Origin of the sequence: Parasphingorhabdus sp. (assembly GCF_048269865.1) — a bacterium.
In the GTDB taxonomy this organism is placed as follows: domain Bacteria; phylum Pseudomonadota; class Alphaproteobacteria; order Sphingomonadales; family Sphingomonadaceae; genus Parasphingorhabdus.
This window is the reverse complement of sequence record NZ_JBLWUA010000002.1, coordinates 123,533-142,216: the sequence shown is the minus strand read 5'-3', so window position 1 is coordinate 142,216 and position 18,684 is coordinate 123,533. Positions and strand designations below refer to the sequence as shown.

At 58.2% G+C, this 18,684-nt stretch carries 19 protein-coding genes; all 19 read left to right on the top strand.

The window, feature by feature from the left end:
- The first annotated feature begins 93 nt into the window (after positions 1 to 93).
- The 19 genes from efp (at position 94) to ACN0WW_RS02825 (ending at position 18,675) form a co-directional block, all read left to right on the top strand.
- Positions 94 to 654, top strand: coding sequence for an elongation factor P (efp, locus tag ACN0WW_RS02915; RefSeq protein WP_417609218.1), 561 nt, complete (start codon positions 94 to 96; stop codon positions 652 to 654).
- A 128-nt stretch (positions 655 to 782) separates the two neighbouring features.
- The gene (locus ACN0WW_RS02910; RefSeq protein ID WP_417609216.1) at positions 783 to 1,601 is read left to right on the top strand and encodes an inositol monophosphatase family protein; all 819 of its coding nucleotides are present in this window, start codon (positions 783 to 785) and stop codon (positions 1,599 to 1,601) included.
- Between the two features lie 105 nt (positions 1,602 to 1,706).
- Positions 1,707 to 2,081, top strand: coding sequence for an NADH-quinone oxidoreductase subunit A (gene ndhC / locus ACN0WW_RS02905; RefSeq protein ID WP_417609214.1), 375 nt, complete (start codon positions 1,707 to 1,709; stop codon positions 2,079 to 2,081).
- Between the two features lie 47 nt (positions 2,082 to 2,128).
- Positions 2,129 to 2,644, top strand: a complete 516-nt coding sequence (locus ACN0WW_RS02900; protein WP_417609736.1) for a NuoB/complex I 20 kDa subunit family protein — start codon at positions 2,129 to 2,131, stop codon at positions 2,642 to 2,644.
- A gap of 127 nt (positions 2,645 to 2,771) precedes the next feature.
- A complete protein-coding gene (locus ACN0WW_RS02895) occupies positions 2,772 to 3,554 on the top strand; it encodes an NADH-quinone oxidoreductase subunit C (RefSeq protein WP_417609212.1) in 783 nt (260 codons plus the stop codon).
- 154 nt (positions 3,555 to 3,708) lie between these two features.
- On the top strand, positions 3,709 to 4,941 hold the full coding sequence (locus tag ACN0WW_RS02890) for an NADH-quinone oxidoreductase subunit D (RefSeq protein WP_417609210.1): 1,233 nt from the start codon (positions 3,709 to 3,711) through the stop codon (positions 4,939 to 4,941).
- Positions 4,941 to 5,606 carry an NADH-quinone oxidoreductase subunit NuoE gene (gene nuoE, locus ACN0WW_RS02885; protein WP_417609208.1) on the top strand — a complete coding sequence of 222 codons (666 nt, stop codon included), beginning with the start codon at positions 4,941 to 4,943 and terminating at the stop codon, positions 5,604 to 5,606. Before ACN0WW_RS02890 ends, nuoE begins: the two co-directional genes overlap by 1 nt.
- On the top strand, positions 5,606 to 5,749 hold the full coding sequence (locus ACN0WW_RS02880) for a hypothetical protein (protein ID WP_417609206.1): 144 nt from the start codon (positions 5,606 to 5,608) through the stop codon (positions 5,747 to 5,749). The genes nuoE and ACN0WW_RS02880 overlap by 1 nt, the downstream gene beginning before the upstream one ends.
- A gap of 88 nt (positions 5,750 to 5,837) precedes the next feature.
- Positions 5,838 to 7,160, top strand: a complete 1,323-nt coding sequence (gene nuoF, locus ACN0WW_RS02875; protein ID WP_417609204.1) for an NADH-quinone oxidoreductase subunit NuoF — start codon at positions 5,838 to 5,840, stop codon at positions 7,158 to 7,160.
- Entirely contained in the window at positions 7,157 to 7,861 is a 705-nt protein-coding gene (locus tag ACN0WW_RS02870) for a hypothetical protein (protein WP_417609202.1), read from the top strand. Before nuoF ends, ACN0WW_RS02870 begins: the two co-directional genes overlap by 4 nt.
- Before the next feature lie 51 nt (positions 7,862 to 7,912).
- Positions 7,913 to 9,928, top strand: coding sequence for an NADH-quinone oxidoreductase subunit NuoG (gene nuoG / locus ACN0WW_RS02865; protein ID WP_417609200.1), 2,016 nt, complete (start codon positions 7,913 to 7,915; stop codon positions 9,926 to 9,928).
- A 236-nt stretch (positions 9,929 to 10,164) separates the two neighbouring features.
- Positions 10,165 to 11,205, top strand: coding sequence for an NADH-quinone oxidoreductase subunit NuoH (gene nuoH / locus ACN0WW_RS02860; protein WP_417609198.1), 1,041 nt, complete (start codon positions 10,165 to 10,167; stop codon positions 11,203 to 11,205).
- Positions 11,202 to 11,687: an NADH-quinone oxidoreductase subunit NuoI gene (gene nuoI / locus ACN0WW_RS02855; protein ID WP_417609196.1), complete on the top strand. Its 486-nt coding sequence runs from the start codon at positions 11,202 to 11,204 to the stop codon at positions 11,685 to 11,687. Before nuoH ends, nuoI begins: the two co-directional genes overlap by 4 nt.
- A gap of 136 nt (positions 11,688 to 11,823) precedes the next feature.
- The gene (locus ACN0WW_RS02850; protein ID WP_417609194.1) at positions 11,824 to 12,435 is read left to right on the top strand and encodes an NADH-quinone oxidoreductase subunit J; all 612 of its coding nucleotides are present in this window, start codon (positions 11,824 to 11,826) and stop codon (positions 12,433 to 12,435) included.
- Between the two features lie 118 nt (positions 12,436 to 12,553).
- On the top strand, positions 12,554 to 12,859 hold the full coding sequence (gene nuoK, locus ACN0WW_RS02845) for an NADH-quinone oxidoreductase subunit NuoK (protein WP_417609192.1): 306 nt from the start codon (positions 12,554 to 12,556) through the stop codon (positions 12,857 to 12,859).
- A 4-nt stretch (positions 12,860 to 12,863) separates the two neighbouring features.
- On the top strand, positions 12,864 to 14,972 hold the full coding sequence (gene nuoL, locus ACN0WW_RS02840) for an NADH-quinone oxidoreductase subunit L (RefSeq protein ID WP_417609190.1): 2,109 nt from the start codon (positions 12,864 to 12,866) through the stop codon (positions 14,970 to 14,972).
- Positions 14,973 to 16,511, top strand: coding sequence for an NADH-quinone oxidoreductase subunit M (locus ACN0WW_RS02835; protein WP_417609188.1), 1,539 nt, complete (start codon positions 14,973 to 14,975; stop codon positions 16,509 to 16,511).
- Positions 16,511 to 17,965, top strand: a complete 1,455-nt coding sequence (gene nuoN / locus ACN0WW_RS02830; protein WP_417609186.1) for an NADH-quinone oxidoreductase subunit NuoN — start codon at positions 16,511 to 16,513, stop codon at positions 17,963 to 17,965. Before ACN0WW_RS02835 ends, nuoN begins: the two co-directional genes overlap by 1 nt.
- Positions 17,887 to 18,675, top strand: coding sequence for a biotin--[acetyl-CoA-carboxylase] ligase (locus ACN0WW_RS02825; protein WP_417609734.1), 789 nt, complete (start codon positions 17,887 to 17,889; stop codon positions 18,673 to 18,675). Before nuoN ends, ACN0WW_RS02825 begins: the two co-directional genes overlap by 79 nt.
- The last annotated feature ends 9 nt before the right edge of the window (positions 18,676 to 18,684 follow it).

The window sequence follows — 18,684 nt, the reverse complement described above, 5'->3', positions numbered from 1 at the left end:
GCGCAGCAGCATTCCGCGTTACCGGGCTTGCCTATTGTTCGCTGGCGGATTACAGCGCCGCTCAATCAAACAATCCATCAAGCGAGACAAGCGATGAAGATCAGCGGCGTAGATATCCGTCCGGGCAATATATTGGAATATGAAGGCGGCCTGTGGAAGGTTGCCAAGATCCAGCATACCCAGCCGGGCAAGGGCGGGGCTTATATGCAGGTCGAGATGAAAAATCTCGTCGACGGGCGCAAGACCAATGTCCGTTTCCGCAGCGCCGATACGCTTGAGAAGGTGCGTCTCGACACCAAGACCTTCCAGTATCTGTTCGCCGATGGCGACATGCTGACCTTCATGGACAAGGAAAATTACGAGCAGATCACGCTGCCGGCCGACCTGCTTGGCGATGCAGCTGAATTTTTGCAGGATGGCATGGATGTGCAGCTCGAACTCTATGAGGAAAAGCCGATCTCCGTGCAGCTTCCGGACCAGATTGAGGCAGAAATTGTCGAGGCCGATGCAGTGGTCAAGGGGCAGACGGCTTCGTCCAGCTACAAGCCAGCCATTCTTGACAATGGCGTCCGCGTCATGGTGCCGCCCTTCATTTCGGCCGGTACGCGGATCATCGTTGATGTCTATGCCCGCGAATATGTCGGTAAGGCCTGACTGAAAAAACTTTCCCCTTCCGCTTGCGGGAGGGTTGGGCAGGCAGGAATATGTTGCTCGCCTGCTCTTTGAAAACCCTATAGACCCACCCCCAGCCCCTCCCGTAAACGGGAGGGGGGAGATATAAGATGCCAGCACATTCCGCCCTTATTACCGTCATGGAACGCGCCGCGCGCAAGGCGGGATCGCGCCTGCGTCGTGATTTTGGCGAAGTCGAGCATTTGCAAGTCTCGAAAAAGGGGCCGGCGGACTTTGTCTCGAAGGCCGATATGCGGGCTGAACGGATTCTCTACGATGAATTGCTGAAGGTTCGTCCGGGCTGGGGATTTGTGCTGGAAGAAGGCGGTATGATCGACGGCGAGGAAGGCAAGCCGCGCTGGATCATCGATCCACTCGACGGCACCACCAACTTCCTCCACGGCATTCCGCATTTTGCGATTTCGATCGCCGTGCAGGAGCCGTCGCTCGACGGCCGCGGCTGGGGCAAGATTACCAGCGGACTGATCTATGAACCGCTGACCGACCTGACCTGGTGGGCGGAAATGGACAAGGGGGCCTGGCTCGGCGAACGCCGTTTGCGCGTGTCGGCCCGGCGTGATCTGTCGGAATCGCTGATTGCTACCGGCATCCCGTTCAAGGGGCATGGCGACCTCAGTGAATGGGCGCGGATTTTTGGTGCCGTGGCACCGCAGGTTGCCGGCATAAGGCGCAATGGTTCGGCTGCGCTTGATCTGGCGTGGCTTGCGGCCGGTCGCTATGACGGCTTCTGGGAAGCCGGTCTTAAGGTCTGGGACGTCGCAGCGGGCATTTTGATGGTCCGCGAAGCGGGCGGTTTTGTTACCGACTATACGGGCGGCGATCAGCCTATCGGCCAGGGCGAAATCCTGGCAGCCAACGAAGCGCTGCACAGCAAGCTTCACCGGATATTGGCAAAGTCGCTGTTGTAACTGCGAATGCCTCGCAAAAGGTCGGTAAATTAACCGACTTCGCCCTTGCAGCATGGGGAGCCACTGCCTAAAAGCGGCCCCGAATATTAGTGAAACGAGTCATCTGTGGTCGATCTTTCCGAATATGCGCCAATATTATTGTTTCTGTTTGTAGCCGTAGGTCTGTCCGCAGCCTTCGTGTTCCTGCCGATGGGAGTCTCCCGCTTGACCGGGACTCATAATCCGAACGCCGAAAAGCTCTCGGAATATGAATGCGGCTTTCCCGCCTTTGAAGACTCGCGCAGTCAGTTTGACGTGCGTTTCTATCTGGTTGCGATCCTGTTCATCATCTTTGATCTGGAAGCAGCGTTCCTGTTCCCGTGGGCGGTGTCGCTGGAGTTGACCGGCTGGGTCGGCTGGACGACGATGATGGTATTTCTTGCGGAACTGATCATCGGTTTCGCTTATGCCTGGAAGGTAGGAGCGCTGGAATGGGATTAGAAACCGACAACAGCGGATCAGCGATCCTGAATGCTGACGGCACGCCGATGCGTCCCGATACACAGCCCGACGACGGATTTTTCAAGGATCTGAATTCGGAAGTGAATGACAAGGGTTTTCTGGTCACTTCTACCGAAGAACTGTTTCAATGGGCGCGCACCGGATCGCTGTGGTGGATGACCTTTGGTCTCGCCTGCTGCGCGGTCGAGATGATCCACGTCAACATGCCGCGCTACGATATGGAGCGTTTTGGCGCCGCGCCACGCGCCAGCCCGCGCCAGTCGGATGTGATGATTGTTGCGGGCACGCTCTGCAACAAGATGGCTCCGGCGTTGCGCAAGGTCTATGACCAGATGTCCGATCCGAAATATGTGATCTCGATGGGCAGCTGCGCCAATGGTGGCGGCTATTATCATTACAGCTATTCCGTCGTTCGCGGTTGTGACCGGATCGTACCGGTAGATATTTACGTGCCGGGCTGCCCGCCAACGGCCGAAGCCCTGCTGTATGGCGTTATGCAGTTGCAGCGGAAGATTCGGCGGATCGGGACGTTTGAACGGTGAGCGGGATGGTTCGATATAATCCGTTAGCATTGAGCTTGTCGAAGGACGCCTCCAGTCTTGAACTGTGGTTCGACAAGCTCGCCACGAACGGTCTCTCGACTTCGCTCGAGACGAACGGAGAGATCTGATGGCCCATAGTGCACCAGCTATCTCGAGCAACGAAGGCGTTGCCGCCAAGCTTGGCAAGGCGATTGGCGCTGCGCTGATCGACACCGTCGAAGCCTATGGCGAAATCAGCTTCACGGTTGAGCGCGCCAAGCTGGCCACGGTGCTGGAAAAGCTGCGCGACAAGCATGAATATCAGCAGCTGGTGGAAATCGCCGGTGTCGACTATCCGGATCGGCCGGAACGGTTCGAGGTCTGCTATCATCTGCTCAGCCTGACCCAGAACCATCGCATCCGGGTCAAGGTCACGACCGACGAAGATTCTGCGGTGCCAAGCGTCACCCATATCTGGGAAGTGGCCGGCTGGCTCGAGCGCGAAGTGTTCGACATGTATGGCGTCTTGTTCGACGGTAATACCGATCTGCGGCGGATCCTGACCGATTACGGTTTTCAGGGCCATCCGTTCCGCAAGGATTTTCCGCTGACCGGCTATGTCGAGATGCGCTATTCGGAAGAAGCCAAGCGCGTGGTTTACGAGCCAGTGAAGCTGGCGCAGGATTTCCGCAGCTTCGACTTCATGTCGCCCTGGGAAGGGGCAGACTATATTCTGCCCGGTGACGAGAAGGTCGGTGGGGAATCGCCGCCGCCCACTCCGAAGGCGACCGAAGACAAGAAGGACACTGGCGCAGGCAAGAAAGCCACCAAGAAGGCCGCCAAGCCATCGAAGCGTGACGAGGCCAAGGTCAAGAAGCCTGCTCCCAAGCGGACCAAGTCGGGGACCAATAAGTCGGGGGAGGGCAAGTGATGGCTAGCAATGTTGCCGTTCGTGTCGAGTGTAGTCGAGACACCTCTATCCGTCACAACCGGCTTCTCGACTTCGCTCGAAGCGAACGGGAGGGTGGGCCTCTGGCTCACGGCTTCTCGACTTCGCTCGAAGCGAACGGAAAGGTGGGCATCTGATGTCTGAGTATCTTGAAGAAATGGACCATCTCGCTGACGAGGCCGATCCGACGACCGGCGATCTGGAGATCCAGAATTTTACGATCAACTTCGGACCCCAGCATCCCGCGGCCCACGGCGTTTTGCGTATGGTGATGGAGCTGGATGGCGAGATCGTTGAGCGGGTTGATCCGCATGTCGGGCTGCTGCATCGCGGCACCGAGAAATTGATCGAGCACAAGACCTATTTGCAGGCTTTGCCCTATTTTGACCGGCTCGATTACTGTTCGCCGCTGGCGATGGAATATAGTTACGTGCTGGCGATCGAGAAATTGCTCGATCTGGAAGTGCCGCTGCGCGGTCAATATCTGCGGGTCTTGTTCGCCGAGTTGACCCGGATCTGCAACCATATGCTCAATCTCGGTGCGCATGTCATGGATGTCGGCGCGATGACGCCAAATATCTGGGTATTCGAAATTCGCGAGCAGTGCCTGGAATTTTTCGAACGCGCCAGTGGCGCCCGCATGCACAGCGCCTGGTTCCGGCCCGGCGGCGTGCACCAGGACGTGCCGCTGAAGCTGCTCACCGATATCGCCGACTGGCTCGACGAATTCCCGACCCTGTTCGAGGATGCAATGAGCCTGGTCGTCGATAACCGCATCTTCAAGCAGCGCAATGTCAATATTGCCACCGTCTCCAAGGATGACGCGGTGCGCTGGGGCTTTTCCGGTCCGGTGCTGCGCGGCAGCGGCGTCGCCTGGGACCTGCGCAAGTCGCAGCCTTATGATGTCTATGACCGGATGGAATTTGACGTGCCGGTCGGCACCAGCGGCGACTGCTATGACCGGTTCATGGTCCGGGTCGAGGAAGTCCGCCAGAGCGCGCGCATCATGCGCCAGTGCCTGAATGAAATGCCCGATGGGCCGGTATCGTCCACTGACCGCAAGATCGTCCCGCCAAAGCGCGGCGAGATGAAGCAGTCGATGGAAGCGCTGATCCATCATTTCAAACTCTACACCGAAGGTTTTCACGTTCCGGCCGGTGAAGTCTATGTCGCGACCGAAAGCCCGAAGGGTGAATTCGGCGTCTATCTGGTCAGCGACGGCACCAACAAGCCCTATCGCTGCAAGATCCGGCCGACCGCTTTCAGCCATCTGCAGGCGATGGACTTCATGACCAAGGGCCATATGCTGCCGGACGCCACCGCCATTTTGGGCGCGATTGATGTCGTATTTGGAGAGTGTGACCGATAATGGCTGAAGCATCCAATATCCCCGACGAACTCGAAACCCGCGCCAAATGGGGCGATTTTGCGTTTACGCCGGAAAATGAAAAACTCGCCAAGTGGCAGATCGCGAAATATCCGGCTGGCCGCCAGAAATCGGCGGTTATGGCGCTGCTTGATATCGCCCAGCGGCAGGTTGGGGCGGATACCAAGACGCAGGGCTGGCTGCCGGTTCCGGTAATCGAATATGTCGCTGCCTATCTCGATATGCCCTATATGCGGGCCTATGAGGTCGCGACCTTCTACACCATGTATAATCTGGCGCCGGTTGGCCGCTATCATGTGCAGGTCTGCGGCACCACGCCGTGCATGCTGCGCGGCAGCGACGACGTCATGGCCGCCTGCAAGAACAAGGGCATGGCCAAGGGCAAGACCACACCGGACGGGCTGTTCACGCTGACCGAGGTCGAGTGCATGGGCAATTGCTCGAACGCGCCGATGGTCCAGATCAACGACGACAATTACGAAGATCTTGATTATGACATCATGACCCGGATCCTCGAGGATCTGGCGGCTGGCAAGGATATCAAGGTCGGCTCGCAAATCGGCCGCAACACCAGCGAGGCTGAGGGCGGTCCGACCAATCTGCAGGCGATGGTCGAGGAAAATCACGACTATCGGGACGAGTGGTGATGGGGCTGCTGATCACCCTGGCGCTCGCCTTTCTGGCGATCGTGATTGTCTGGAAGGTGCTGACCGGCATCGTGCGGACGGTTGGTCTGGCTATCGTGGCGATTGTCGTGGCCGTGCTCGTGCTGATGAACGGGGGCCTGTAATGGCCCTGGACGGATATGCGGGCTGGATCGCGCTGGCGGTTGTTGCGGTTGGAATTATCGGCGGTCTTCTGGGCCGCAGGAGCAAGAAATGAGTTTTGATTTTCTGCAGGACAAGGACCGGATCTTCACCAATGTCTACGGCTTCCAGTCGTGGGATCTGAAGGCAGCGCAGAAGCGCGGTGACTGGGACAAGACCGCTGACATCATCAAGCGCGGCAATGACAAGATCATCGAGGAAATGAAGGCCAGCGGCCTGCGCGGACGCGGCGGGGCGGGTTTTCCGACCGGGCTGAAATGGTCGTTCATGCCCAAGGAAGCGCCGAAGGACAGCGAGGGCAATCCGCGGCCGAGCTTTCTGGTGATCAACGCCGATGAATCCGAGCCGGGTTCGTGCAAGGACCGCGAAATCCTGCGCAACGATCCGCACAAGCTGATCGAGGGCGCGCTGATCGCCGGTTTCGCGATGCGCGCACGGGCCGCCTATATCTACATTCGCGGCGAATATATCATGGAAGCCAAGGTCATGGAGGCGGCCGTCAAGGAAGCTTATGACGCGGGGTTGCTCGGCAAGAATGCGGCCAAGTCCGGCTATGATTTCGACGTCTTCATCCACCGCGGTGCCGGCGCCTATATTTGTGGCGAAGAAACCGCGATGATCGAGAGCCTTGAGGGCAAGAAGGGCCAGCCGCGGCTGAAACCGCCATTTCCTGCGGGGGCCGGTCTCTATGGCTGCCCCACGACGGTTAACAATGTCGAGAGTATCGCGGTAGTGCCGACGATCATGCGGCGCGGTGCGGCCTGGTTTGCGAGCTTTGGCCGCGAAAATAATCACGGTACCAAGCTGTTCCAGGTGTCCGGCCACGTCGAGAAACCGGCGGTGTTCGAGGAAGCGATGTCGATCCCGTTCAAGGATATGATCGAGAAACATTGCGGAGGCATCACCGGCGGCTGGGACAATCTGCTGGCGGTCATTCCGGGCGGGTCTTCGGTGCCGCTGGTGCCGGCTGCGCAGATCATGGATGCGCCGATGGACTTTGACGGGCTCAAGGATCTGGGATCGGGTCTGGGCACCGCTGCGGTGATCGTGATGGACAAGTCGACCGATATCGTCCGCGCGATTTCGCGGCTCAGCTATTTCTACAAGCACGAAAGCTGCGGCCAGTGCACGCCGTGCCGCGAAGGCACCGGCTGGATGTGGCGGGTGATGGAAAAGATGCGCGACGGCGATGCCGATATCGAGGATATCGATACGCTGTTCGAGGTTACCAAGCAGGTCGAGGGGCACACTATCTGTGCGCTCGGCGATGCTGCGGCCTGGCCGATTCAGGGACTGATCCGGCATTTCCGGCCGGAGATGGAGCGGCGGATTCGCGAGCATAAGGGCGAAGGCGTTCTGGAGGCGGCGGAATGAAGGTTGTATCCGGACTTTTTCTCTCTGCCGTGATTTTTCTTGCGGCTATTCCTGCGGCGGTATCTGCCGAACCGGAAATCGGTTCGCGGATCGACCGGAGTCGAGAAGGCATGACCGGTTTTCATGATCCCATGGTTCAGGACTCAGCCAGAGCTGGAATCAACGCGATCGGCCGGTGCAAGGCTGAGAACAACCGGTTCAGGGCGGCGAAAACCCTGGATTACAAATATTTGAGCGCCGAGCAGGCCAAGTCGCTCAACTATATCTACAAAAAAGTCGATTATGATGATCCCTGCTATATAGCCAAGAATATTCGCTACGGCTTCTCGACGGCACCGGCAGTAGGGGCCTTCGCCGAGTTTTTTCTGCTGCGGAAATATGGCGAGGATGATGTCGCATCACTGGCATCGCTGACCGATCTGGACTGGCGGCAGGACATCATGAAGCCGCGCAACGCTGAAGAACTGTTCAGCCTGTGCGTTGTCCAGTCCGGGCGCGAAAAAATATATGCGCTGATCAACACGGTTCCGGATACGGCCGCGGAAGGAGAGGCGATCAGTACGATCGTGCCGCTGCTTGGCCCATGTATCCGTGATGGCGCAGAAATCTCCTTTGACAAAACCTCGCTGCGCGCGATGCTGGCATTCGGCCTGTACCGGGCGGTGAGCCAGCATGCGGAAATGATGGAGGCGGCAGAGTGAAATATTTGCCTTTCTCCCGTCAGCATGATGAAATACGTTCGGAGTCAATCCATGCCTAAAGTCACCGTAGATGGCATCGAAATTGAAGTGCCGCAGGGCGCGACCGTGCTGCAGGCGGCTGAGCTTGCCGGCAAGGAAATCCCGCGTTTCTGCTATCATGAGCGGTTGAGCATTGCCGGCAATTGCCGGATGTGCCTGGTCGAAGTGAAGCCGGGACCACCGAAGCCACAGGCGAGCTGTGCGTTGCCGGCTGCTGAGGGTCAGGAAATCCGTACCGACAGCGAAATGGTCAAAAAGGCCCGCGAAGGGGTGATGGAGTTTCTCCTGATCAACCATCCGCTGGATTGCCCGATTTGCGACCAGGGCGGCGAGTGCGATCTGCAGGATCAGGCGATGGCCTACGGCAAGGGCGGATCGCGCTATGAAGAGAATAAGCGCGCGGTCACCGAGAAATATATGGGGCCGATCGTCAAGACCGCGATGACCCGCTGCATCCACTGTACGCGCTGCGTGCGGTTCAGCGAGGAAGTTGCCGGCGTAGAGGAAATCGGTGCGATTGGCCGCGGCGAGGGGATGGAGATCACTTCCTATCTCGAAGGCGCAGTGCACAGCGAACTCAGCGGCAATGTCGTCGATCTCTGCCCGGTCGGCGCGCTGACCAGCAAGCCCTATGCGTTTGAAGCACGTCCATGGGAGCTGACCAAGACACTCGGCATCGATGTGATGGACGGTGTCGGCACCAATATCCGGATCGACAGTCGTGGTCGTGAAGTGCTGCGCGCCCTGCCGCGCGTCAATGACGACGTGAATGAGGAATGGGCGACCGACAAGACCCGCCACGCGATCGATGGCCTGATGAAGCGGCGGCTCGACAAGCCTTATGTGCGCAAGAACGGCAAGCTGGAAGCAGCGACCTGGAACGAAGCCTTTCAGGCGATTGCCGATGTCAAGGCAGGCAGTTCGGTGGCCGCTATCGCTGGTGATCTGGTTGATTGCGAAACCATGTATGCGGCCAAAAAGCTGCTGAAATCGATGAAATCCGAGATGCTCGAAGGCCGTCAGACCGGGCTTTCCTACGACGTGTCCAGTCTCGCTGCGGTGAACTTCAACACGACGATTGCCGGTATCGAAGATGCAGATGTTATCCTGCTGGTCTCGACCAATCCGCGCTGGGAGGCCTCGCTGGTCAATACCCGGATCCGCAAGGCGGTGCGCAAGGGCGGGGCGAAGGTATTCGGTATCGGGCCGGAAGCGGACCAGACCTATCCGGTCGAATGGCTCGGCGATGATATGGGCCTGCTCACCAAGCTGCCAAAAGCCGCGGCTGACGCGCTGAAAGGCGCAGAGAAGCCTGCGATTATACTTGGCGGCGGCGCGCTCAGCGTGGAAGGTGTGCATGGCGCCGCGCTGAAATTCGCGACCAAATATAAGCTCGTCAAGGATGGCTGGAACGGCTTCAATGTCCTGCATGTCGGTGCCTCTCGCACCGGCGGCCTGATGCTCGGCTATGCGTTTGAAGGCGGCATCAAGGCGATTGCGGAGAAAAAACCGAAATTGCTGTTCGCGCTGGGTGCCGATGAAATGGATTACGGATTGTTCAAGGACAGTTTCAAGGTCTTCATCGGTCATCATGGCGATGCCGGTGCCCATGCGGCAGATGTGATTCTGCCGGGTGCCGCTTATACCGAGAAAAACGGCACTTATGTGAATCTGGAAGGCCGGGTTCAGCGTTCGAACAAGGCGATTTTCGCGCCGGGTGATGCGCGCGAGGACTGGAGCATCTTGCGGGCGCTGTCCGATGTGTTGGGCAAGACCTTGCCGTTTGACAGTTTCGAGGAATTACGGGCCAAAATGGCCAAGGATCATCCCGAATTGGGCAACGAAGGTCTGGTGACGTTCGACTGGGCACCGCCAAAAGACCTGCCGAGCGCACCAAAGGGGCAGGGCGTCCATCCGATCAAGGATTTCTATCTGACCAACAGCATCGCCCGTGCCAGCGGCACGATGCAGCGCTGTTCCGCGGAATTGCTGCACGCCGATGACGAGATTTTGGAGGCGGCGGAATGAGCGAGACCAAGATGCCGTTCGTCCTGAGCCTGTCGAAGGACAGCCTGCGCACACACCGTTCATACTTCGACAAGCTCAGCACGAACGGTGCTCCTGTCTTTTTTCCTCCTTGTGCGAAGCACGGGGAGGGGGACCGCACGAAGCGTGGTGGAGGGGCCTTGGCCTCGACCAGTCGCCCCTCCGTCACGCCTTCGGCGCGCCACCTCCCCATTGCTGCGCAACAGGGAGGATATTAGATGACCGAATATCTCCAATCCGTACTCGGCTATGAAGCCGGATGGTTCGTTGGCACGCTGGCGCTGGTGCTGCTGATCGCTTTTCCGCTGATGCTCGCTGTCGCAATGATCATTTATGCGGATCGCAAGATCTGGGCGGCGATGGCGCTGCGCAAAGGGCCCAATGTTGTTGGTCCTTTTGGTCTGCTGCAAAGCTTTGCCGATGGTTTGAAGGTGTTCCTGCAGGAAACGATCATTCCATCGGGCGCCAACAAGGGGCTTTTCCTGCTCGCGCCGATCATCACCTTCTCGGTGGCGCTGCTTGCCTGGGCCGTGGTCCCATTTGGTGAGAATATGGTGCTGGCCAATATCAATATCGGGCTGCTCTATATTTTGGCGGTCAGTTCGCTGGGCGTCTATGGCGTGGTGATCGCCGGTTGGGCGAGTAACTCGAAATATCCGTTCTTCTCGGCAATGCGTGCTGCGGCGCAGATGATTTCCTATGAAGTGTCGATTGGCTTCATCATCATCTCGGTGGTGCTGTTTGCCGGCAGCTTCAATCTGCAGGATATCATCGTCGGCCAGAAATCGCATATTCTCGGCATCAATGCCTATGGCATCAATCCGCTGCTGTTCCCGATGGCCGTGATGTTCCTGATCTCCTCGCTCGCCGAAACCGCGCGTACCCCGTTCGATTTGACCGAAGCGGAAAGCGAGCTGGTTGCCGGTTACCAGACCGAATATTCGTCGATGGCCTTCGCGCTGTTCTGGCTCGGTGAATATGCCAATGTCATTCTGATGTGCACGCTTAACGCGATCCTGTTCTGGGGTGGCTGGCTGCCGCCAATCGACTGGGAACCGCTGTATATGGTGCCAGGGATTATCTGGCTGTTTGCCAAGATATTCTTCTTCTTCTTCATCTTCAGCTGGGTGAAGGCGACGGTGCCGCGCTACCGCTATGACCAGCTGATGCGTCTGGGCTGGAAGATATTCCTGCCGGTCTCGCTGTTCTGGGTGTTTCTGGTCAGCGGCTTTCTAATGCTAACAAGGTACGCTGCATGAGTATCGCACAAACCATCAAGGCCTTCACCCTGTTCGAGTTTATCGGGGCGCATGTGCTGACGCTGAAATATTTCTTCAAGAAGAAGAAAACGATCAACTATCCCTATGAAAAGAACCCGATTTCACCGCGGTTCCGGGGCGAGCATGCGCTGCGTCGCTATCCAAATGGCGAAGAACGCTGCATTGCCTGCAAGCTGTGCGAAGCGGTCTGTCCGGCGCAGGCGATCACAATCGAGGCCGAGCCGCGCGAAGACGGCTCGCGCCGTACCACGCGCTATGACATCGACATGACCAAATGCATCTACTGTGGTTTCTGTCAGGAAGCCTGCCCGGTTGATGCGATCGTCGAGGGGCCGAATTTTGAATATGCGACGGAAACCCGCGAAGAGCTGATTTACAACAAGTCGAAGCTGCTCGAAAATGGCGACAAATGGGAGCGGGCAATCGCGGCAAACCTTGCCGCCGATGCGCCCTATCGGTAATGGGCGTGCGAATTGATAATCGAATCCTGACTCCGTTCGTCTCGAGCGAAGTCGAGACACAGGGAAATTCCGCAGGCGTCTCTCGACTTCGCTCGAGACGAACGGGACATGTGGACAGGGGCTAAGACAGAATAATATGCAAATCTTCGCTTTCTATCTTTTCGCCGCCATTGTGCTGGCCAGCGGTGCGTTCTGTATCTTTGCGCGCAACCCTGTGCACAGCGTGTTATGGCTGATCCTGGCCTTTTTTAACGCTGCCGGTCTGATGGTCCTGGTCGGTGCCGAATTTATCGCGGCGCTGCTGGTGATCGTCTATGTCGGCGCCGTCGCGGTGTTGTTCCTGTTTGTCGTGATGATGCTGGACATCGATTTCGCCGAGCTTCGGGCAGGCTTCATGAAGAATCTGCCGCTTGGCCTGTTGCTGGCGCTGGTGCTGGTCGTGGAAATCATCTTCGGCGTCGGAGCGTGGCAGTCGTCTGGCATGGGCGAGGCGACCGCAGCGGTCGGACCACCGGCTGGCGCGCCATCCAATATCGAGCAGCTTGGCGCGTTACTCTACACCAAATATGTTTTCCTGTTCGAGGCTGCAGGCATGATCCTGCTGGTCGCCATGGTCGGGGCGATCGTACTGACGCACCGGGCCCGTGGTGGCGTCCGCAGGCAGGATATCGCCGACCAGGTCGCGCGCCGGCCCGAGGATTCGACCCGCAACACGCAGCCGGAAGTCGGCAAAGGGGTTGAACTGTGATGCGACATTGCTTGCCTTCAATCACCGTCCGCTCTGAGCCTGCCGACGAATGTGCTTCGATGGGCGCAGCAGGAACGGACAAAATCTCGGACATCCATTCAACATGGGGGGAAAGGTCATGATCGGCCTTGAACATTATCTGGTGGTCAGCTCGATCCTGTTTGTGATGGGCATGCTGGGCATTTTCCTGAACCGGAAAAATATCATCATCATTCTGATGGCGATCGAACTGATCCTGCTCGCGGTGAACCTGAATTTTGTCGCGTTTAGCGCCTTTCTCGGCGACATGACCGGGCAGGTCTTTGCCATGTTCATCCTGACCGTGGCCGCAGGCGAGGCCGCGATCGGGCTGGCCATTCTCGTGATTTACTTCCGTCAGCGCGGCACCATTGCCGTCGATGATGTCAACCGGATGAAGGGCTAGGAAATTGGCGATTCAGCTTATCGTTTTTCTGCCCTTGCTGGCAGCGATTGTCGCGGGTTTCGGCAATCGGATCATCGGCAATGTGCCGGCGAAGATCATTACCACGGGCGCGCTATTTGCTGCCTGTGCGCTTAGCTGGCCGGTGTTCATCGGCTTTCTGAACGGGACCAGCAGCGCTGAAGTCGTACCGGTGCTGACATGGATCGTCTCCGGCGATCTCAATTTCGACTGGGCGTTGCGCGTCGATGCGCTGACCGCTGTGATGCTGGTCGTTGTGACCACCGTGTCTGCGCTCGTGCATCTCTACAGCTGGGGCTATATGGATGAAGATCCAGACCAGCCGCGTTTCTTTGCCTATCTGTCGCTGTTCACCTTCGCCATGCTGATGCTGGTGACGGCCAATAATCTGGTACAGATGTTCTTTGGCTGGGAAGGCGTGGGCCTTGCCTCCTATCTGCTGATCGGTTTCTGGTTCAAGAAGCCCAGCGCCAATGCCGCCGCGATCAAGGCCTTTGTTGTCAACCGCGTCGGTGACCTTGGTTTCATGCTCGGTATCTTCGGCACCTTCCTCGTATTCGGCACCGTCTCGATCCCGGAAATTCTGGAAGCGGCGCCAGGCATGGCCGGTTCGACGATCACCTTTGCCGGTATGCGTCTGGATACGATGACCATCCTCTGCCTGCTGTTGTTCGTCGGCGCGATGGGTAAATCCGCACAGCTTGGCCTTCACACCTGGTTGCCTGACGCGATGGAAGGCCCGACCCCAGTGTCGGCGCTGATCCATGCGGCTACCATGGTGACCGCAGGCGTGTTCATGGTCTGCCGTCTGTCGCCGATGTTCGAAACCAGCCCGGTCGCGCTGACTGTCGTCACCATCGTTGGTGCGTCGACCGCGATATTTGCCGCGACCGTCGGTCTGGTCCAGCATGATATCAAGCGGGTGATCGCCTATTCGACCTGTTCGCAGCTTGGCTATATGTTCTTCGCCGCCGGCGTCGGTGCCTATAGCGCAGCGATGTTCCACCTGTTCACCCACGCTTTCTTCAAGGCGCTTTTGTTCCTTGGTGCCGGTTCGGTGATCCATGCGATGCATCACGAGCAGGACATGCGCTATTATGGCGGCCTCAGGAAACATATCCCGCTGACCTTCTGGGCGATGATGGCCGGAACGCTGGCGATTACCGGCGTCGGAATCATTGGGCTGGGCGGCTTTGCCGGTTTCTATTCCAAGGACGCGATCATCGAGGTCGCCTTTGCCAGCGGCACCGAAGTCGGGCAGTTCGCCTTCTTCATCGGCGTGCTCGCGGCCTTGCTGACCAGCTTCTACAGCTGGCGGCTGATGTTCCTGACCTTCTGGGGCACGCCGCGCTGGACCGACAGCGAGCATATCCAGCACGCGCTGCACGGGCATCACGACGATGCACTGCATGACACCCATGGCCACGAAGAAGCGGGCGCGGACAATCCGCCGGCGCAGGAAGATGCGGGGCATAGCCCATCTACTCATGCGCCCGGCGCCGAACAGCTGCCCGCCGGCACCGGCGGCTATCATCCGCACGAAAGTCCGCTGACCATGCTGATCCCGCTGATCGTTCTTTCGATGGGTGCCGTGTTTGCCGGTTTCCTGTTCCACGACAAATTTGTCGAAGCTGCGGAAGGCGCCAGCTTCTGGGCTGGAAGCCTGGCGTTTAACGAGCATTTGATGCACGAAATTCATGAAGTGCCGCTGTGGGTCAAGCTGGCGTCGTCGGTTGCGATGCTGATCGGTCTGGGCACCGCTATCTTCCTCTATTTCTTTGGCAAGGATCGCCCGGCGCGCCTGGCCGAGACGTTCAGCCCGCTGTACCAGTTCTTCTTCAACAAATGGTATTTTGACGAGCTGTACAATCTGATCTTCATCCGGCCTGCGTTCTGGCTGGGACGACTGTTCTGGAAGAAGGGGGATGAAGGGACGATCGACCGGTTCGGTCCGAACGGCATCGCTTCGGTGATCGCCAGCGGTTCGGGCGTGATGAAGCGCTTCCAGAGCGGCTATCTTTATTCTTATGCCCTGGTCATGCTGCTCGGCCTTGCCGCTGCCGCGACCTGGATAATCGTGCAGGGAGCCAGCTAAATGAACCAGCTTGATTTCCCGATCCTGTCCTTGATGATGGGGCTGCCCATGCTGGCGGCGATCATTTGCCTGTTCCTCAATGCGCAGGCGGCACGCTGGCTGGCGCTGGTGACGACACTGGTGCTGTTTGTACTCGGTGTGGTGCTGTGGGCCAATTACGATATTGGCGGGGCGCAGTGGCAATATGTCGAGCGCGCCGAGCTGTTCGGCAATTTTGCCTGGGCGCTGGGCATCGACGGCATCTCGATGATGCTGATCATGCTGACGGTCTTCCTGATGCCGATCTGTATCGGTGCGAGCTGGGAATCCGTGCAGACGCGGGTGGGCGAATATATGGCGGCCTTCCTGTTCATGGAAGTGCTGATGATCGGCGTGTTTGCGGCGCAGGATATCTTCCTGTTCTACATCCTGTTCGAGGCCGGCCTGATCCCGATGTATCTGATTATCGGTATCTGGGGCGGGGCGAACCGGATCTACGCCAGCTACAAATTCTTCCTCTATACTTTGCTCGGCTCGGTGGTGATGCTGATCGCGATGCTGTGGATGGTGCAGGATGCCGGGACCAGCGATATCCCGACCTTGCTCAACTATGATTTTGCCCCCGAGGCGCAGACATGGCTGTGGCTGGCCTTCTTTGCCAGCTTCGCGGTGAAGATGCCGATGTGGCCGGTCCATACCTGGCTGCCGGATGCGCACGTTCAGGCGCCAACCGCCGGTTCCGTGATCCTGGCGGGCGTGCTGCTGAAGATGGGTGGCTACGGCTTCCTGCGCTTCTCGCTGCCGATGTTCCCGGAAGCGTCGGAGCAGTTTATCTGGCTGATCTTTGCGCTGTCGATGGTGGCGGTAGTCTATACGTCGCTGGTGGCGCTGGTGCAGCAGGACATGAAGAAGCTGATCGCTTATTCGTCGGTCGCCCATATGGCGATCGTGACGCTTGGCCTGTTCGCCTTCAACCGCCAAGGGATCGAAGGTTCGGTCATTGTGATGCTGAGCCACGGACTGGTATCGGGCGCTTTGTTCCTGTGCGTCGGTGTGATCTACGACCGCTTGCACACGCGCGAAATCGACCGCTACGGCGGGCTGGCGATCAGCATGCCGAAATATGCAATCCTGTTCCTGCTGTTCACCATGGCCTCGATCGGCCTGCCGGGCACCAGCGGTTTTGTCGGTGAGTTCCTGTCGCTGATCGGCCTGTACAAGGTCAATAGCTGGGTCACGCTTGTCGCGACCACGGGTATCATTCTCGGGGCAGGTTATATGCTCTATCTCTATCGCCGGGTCGCTTTTGGCGAGCTGGTCCACGAGGACGTCAAGGCGATGCCTGACCTGTCTATGCGGGAAATCGCTCTCTTGGCACCGATCGCCGCTGCGGTGATGTGGATGGGTGTTTATCCGGAAAGCTTCATGGCACCCATTCGCGGTGACGTTGGCGCGCTGGTCGCACGGATTGACCGGGCCGCTCCGGAAGGCGACGCGCATCTGAAAATGGGTGAGGCGAAGCCGGCAATCAAAGATGAAGCCCATGGGGAGGCGCACTAATGAACCTTGCATCTTCTCTCTGGCTGGTATCGCCTGAAGTCTTTCTGACCGTCTCAGGCCTGATCCTGCTGCTGGTCTCCGCGTGGAGCCAGGAAAAGGCTGCTCGCCTTGTCACGATATTGTCTGTGGCGGCGTTGTTCGGTGCGTCGACGCTGTTGATGGTGCTGGCGCATAACCCGGATTTCAAGGGCGGCGCTGATGCTTTTGATGGCCTTTACCGAATGGATGCATTCGGCAGTTCGGCGAAATTCCTGATCTATCTGGCAGCGATCATCTCGCTGATTGTTGCTCCGCGCTTCTTCCAGGCGGGCGGCAAATATCGTTCGGAATATCCGGTTCTGATCCTGTTTGCGACGATCGGCATGGGCATGATGGTTTCGGCGACGGATATGATGACCCTGTATATCGGGCTCGAACTCAACAGTCTGGCCGCTTATGTGTTGGCCAGCTTCATCCGCACCGACATTCGGTCTTCGGAAGCCGGCCTGAAATATTTCGTGCTCGGCGCTCTCGCCAGCGGGATGCTGCTGTTCGGTATTTCGCTGGTCTACGGCTTTGCTGGTTCGACCAGTTTCGCCATGATTGGCGAAGCGCTGACCGGTGATCTGGCAACGGGACCGTTGATCGGTCTGGTGCTGGTGCTCTCCGGGCTGGCGTTCAAGATCAGTGCGGTGCCGTTCCACATGTGGACGCCTGACGTTTACGAAGGCGCGCCGACTCCGGTCAGTGCCTTCTTTGCCAGCGCTCCGAAAGTGGCCGCTGTCGCCCTGACAGCACGGGTCATCATCGAGGCTTTTGGTGGCCAGACCTCGGCTTGGCAGCAAATCATCGTCTTCGTCGCACTGGCGTCGATCATTCTCGGTGCAGTTGCCGCAATCGGCCAGCAGAATATCAAGCGTCTGCTCGCCTATAGCTCGATCAACAATGTCGGCTTCCTGCTGATCGGTCTGGCCGCTGGTACGCCAGCCGGTATTTCGGCGATGATGTTCTATCTGGTGATCTATGTCGCGATGACCCTGGGCAGCTTTATCTGCGTGCTGGAAATGCGGGACAAGGATGGCAAGCCTCTGGAAAGTCTGTCCAGTCTCGCCGGATTGTCGCAAACCCGTCCCGGCCTGGCAGCAGCTTTTGCCGTATTTATGTTCTCGCTGGCCGGCATCCCGCCGCTCTTCGGTTTCTGGGGTAAGTTCCTGGTATTTGATGCCGCAGTGGCGGCCGGCATGTTGCCGCTGGCGGTTATCGGTATTGCCGCCTCGGTGATCGGTGCCTTCTATTATATCAAGGTTGTCAAGATCATCTATTTCGATGATCCTGCTGACCAGATTGCCAAGACCAGCGACAAGGCGGAAAATATACTGATCGCGCTGCTGGCGCTATTTGTCTCGCCGTTGGGCTATCTGACAATTCCGTTCATTGCGCCGCTTACCGCCTCTGCGGCCGTGGCGCTCTTCTGACCATTGTCATAGAGACCGTCGCCGAAACCGCATCGACCAATGCGGATCTGAAGGCCCTGTGTCTGAAAGACGGCGTGCCGGAAGGGTTCTGGCTGCGAGCGGAGATCCAGACCGGCGGAATTGGGCGGCGAGGGCGCAAATGGGAGAGTCCGAAGGGCAATCTCTATTGCAGCACGGCTGTGGATATCCGGCCTGCTGATCCTGCGCCTTCCTCGCTGTCTTTTGTCGCAGGTCTGGCGGTTTACAGTGCTATTCGCGGCTGTCTGCCCGACGTCCCGATGCTGCTGAAATGGCCGAATGACGTTCTGGTATCAGACGCCAAGATTTGTGGAATCCTGCTGGAGCGGGTCAAGGATCAGGTGGTCGTTGGCATCGGTGTGAATGTCGCGGTTGCACCAGAAGTCGAGGGGCGCATTGTGAACAGCCTCGCAGCGGAAGGCGCGACAATCGACGCCGCCGGGTTTCTGGAGCAATTGGCTCGTGAGTTTGAAACCTATGTTGCTATTTGGCGCGAGGATGGCCTGGCTGAAATATTGAAGCAATGGCAGAATCTGGCGCATCCCGTCGGAATGGCCATCACTACCAGCGACGATGGCGGCGAGAAAATTACCGGCGAATTTGCGGGGCTCCAGGCTGACGGAGCGCTGCGCTTGAGAAAAACCGACGGAACGCTTATCGAAATACACGCTGGTGACATTTCCATCGGATAGAAAGACGAT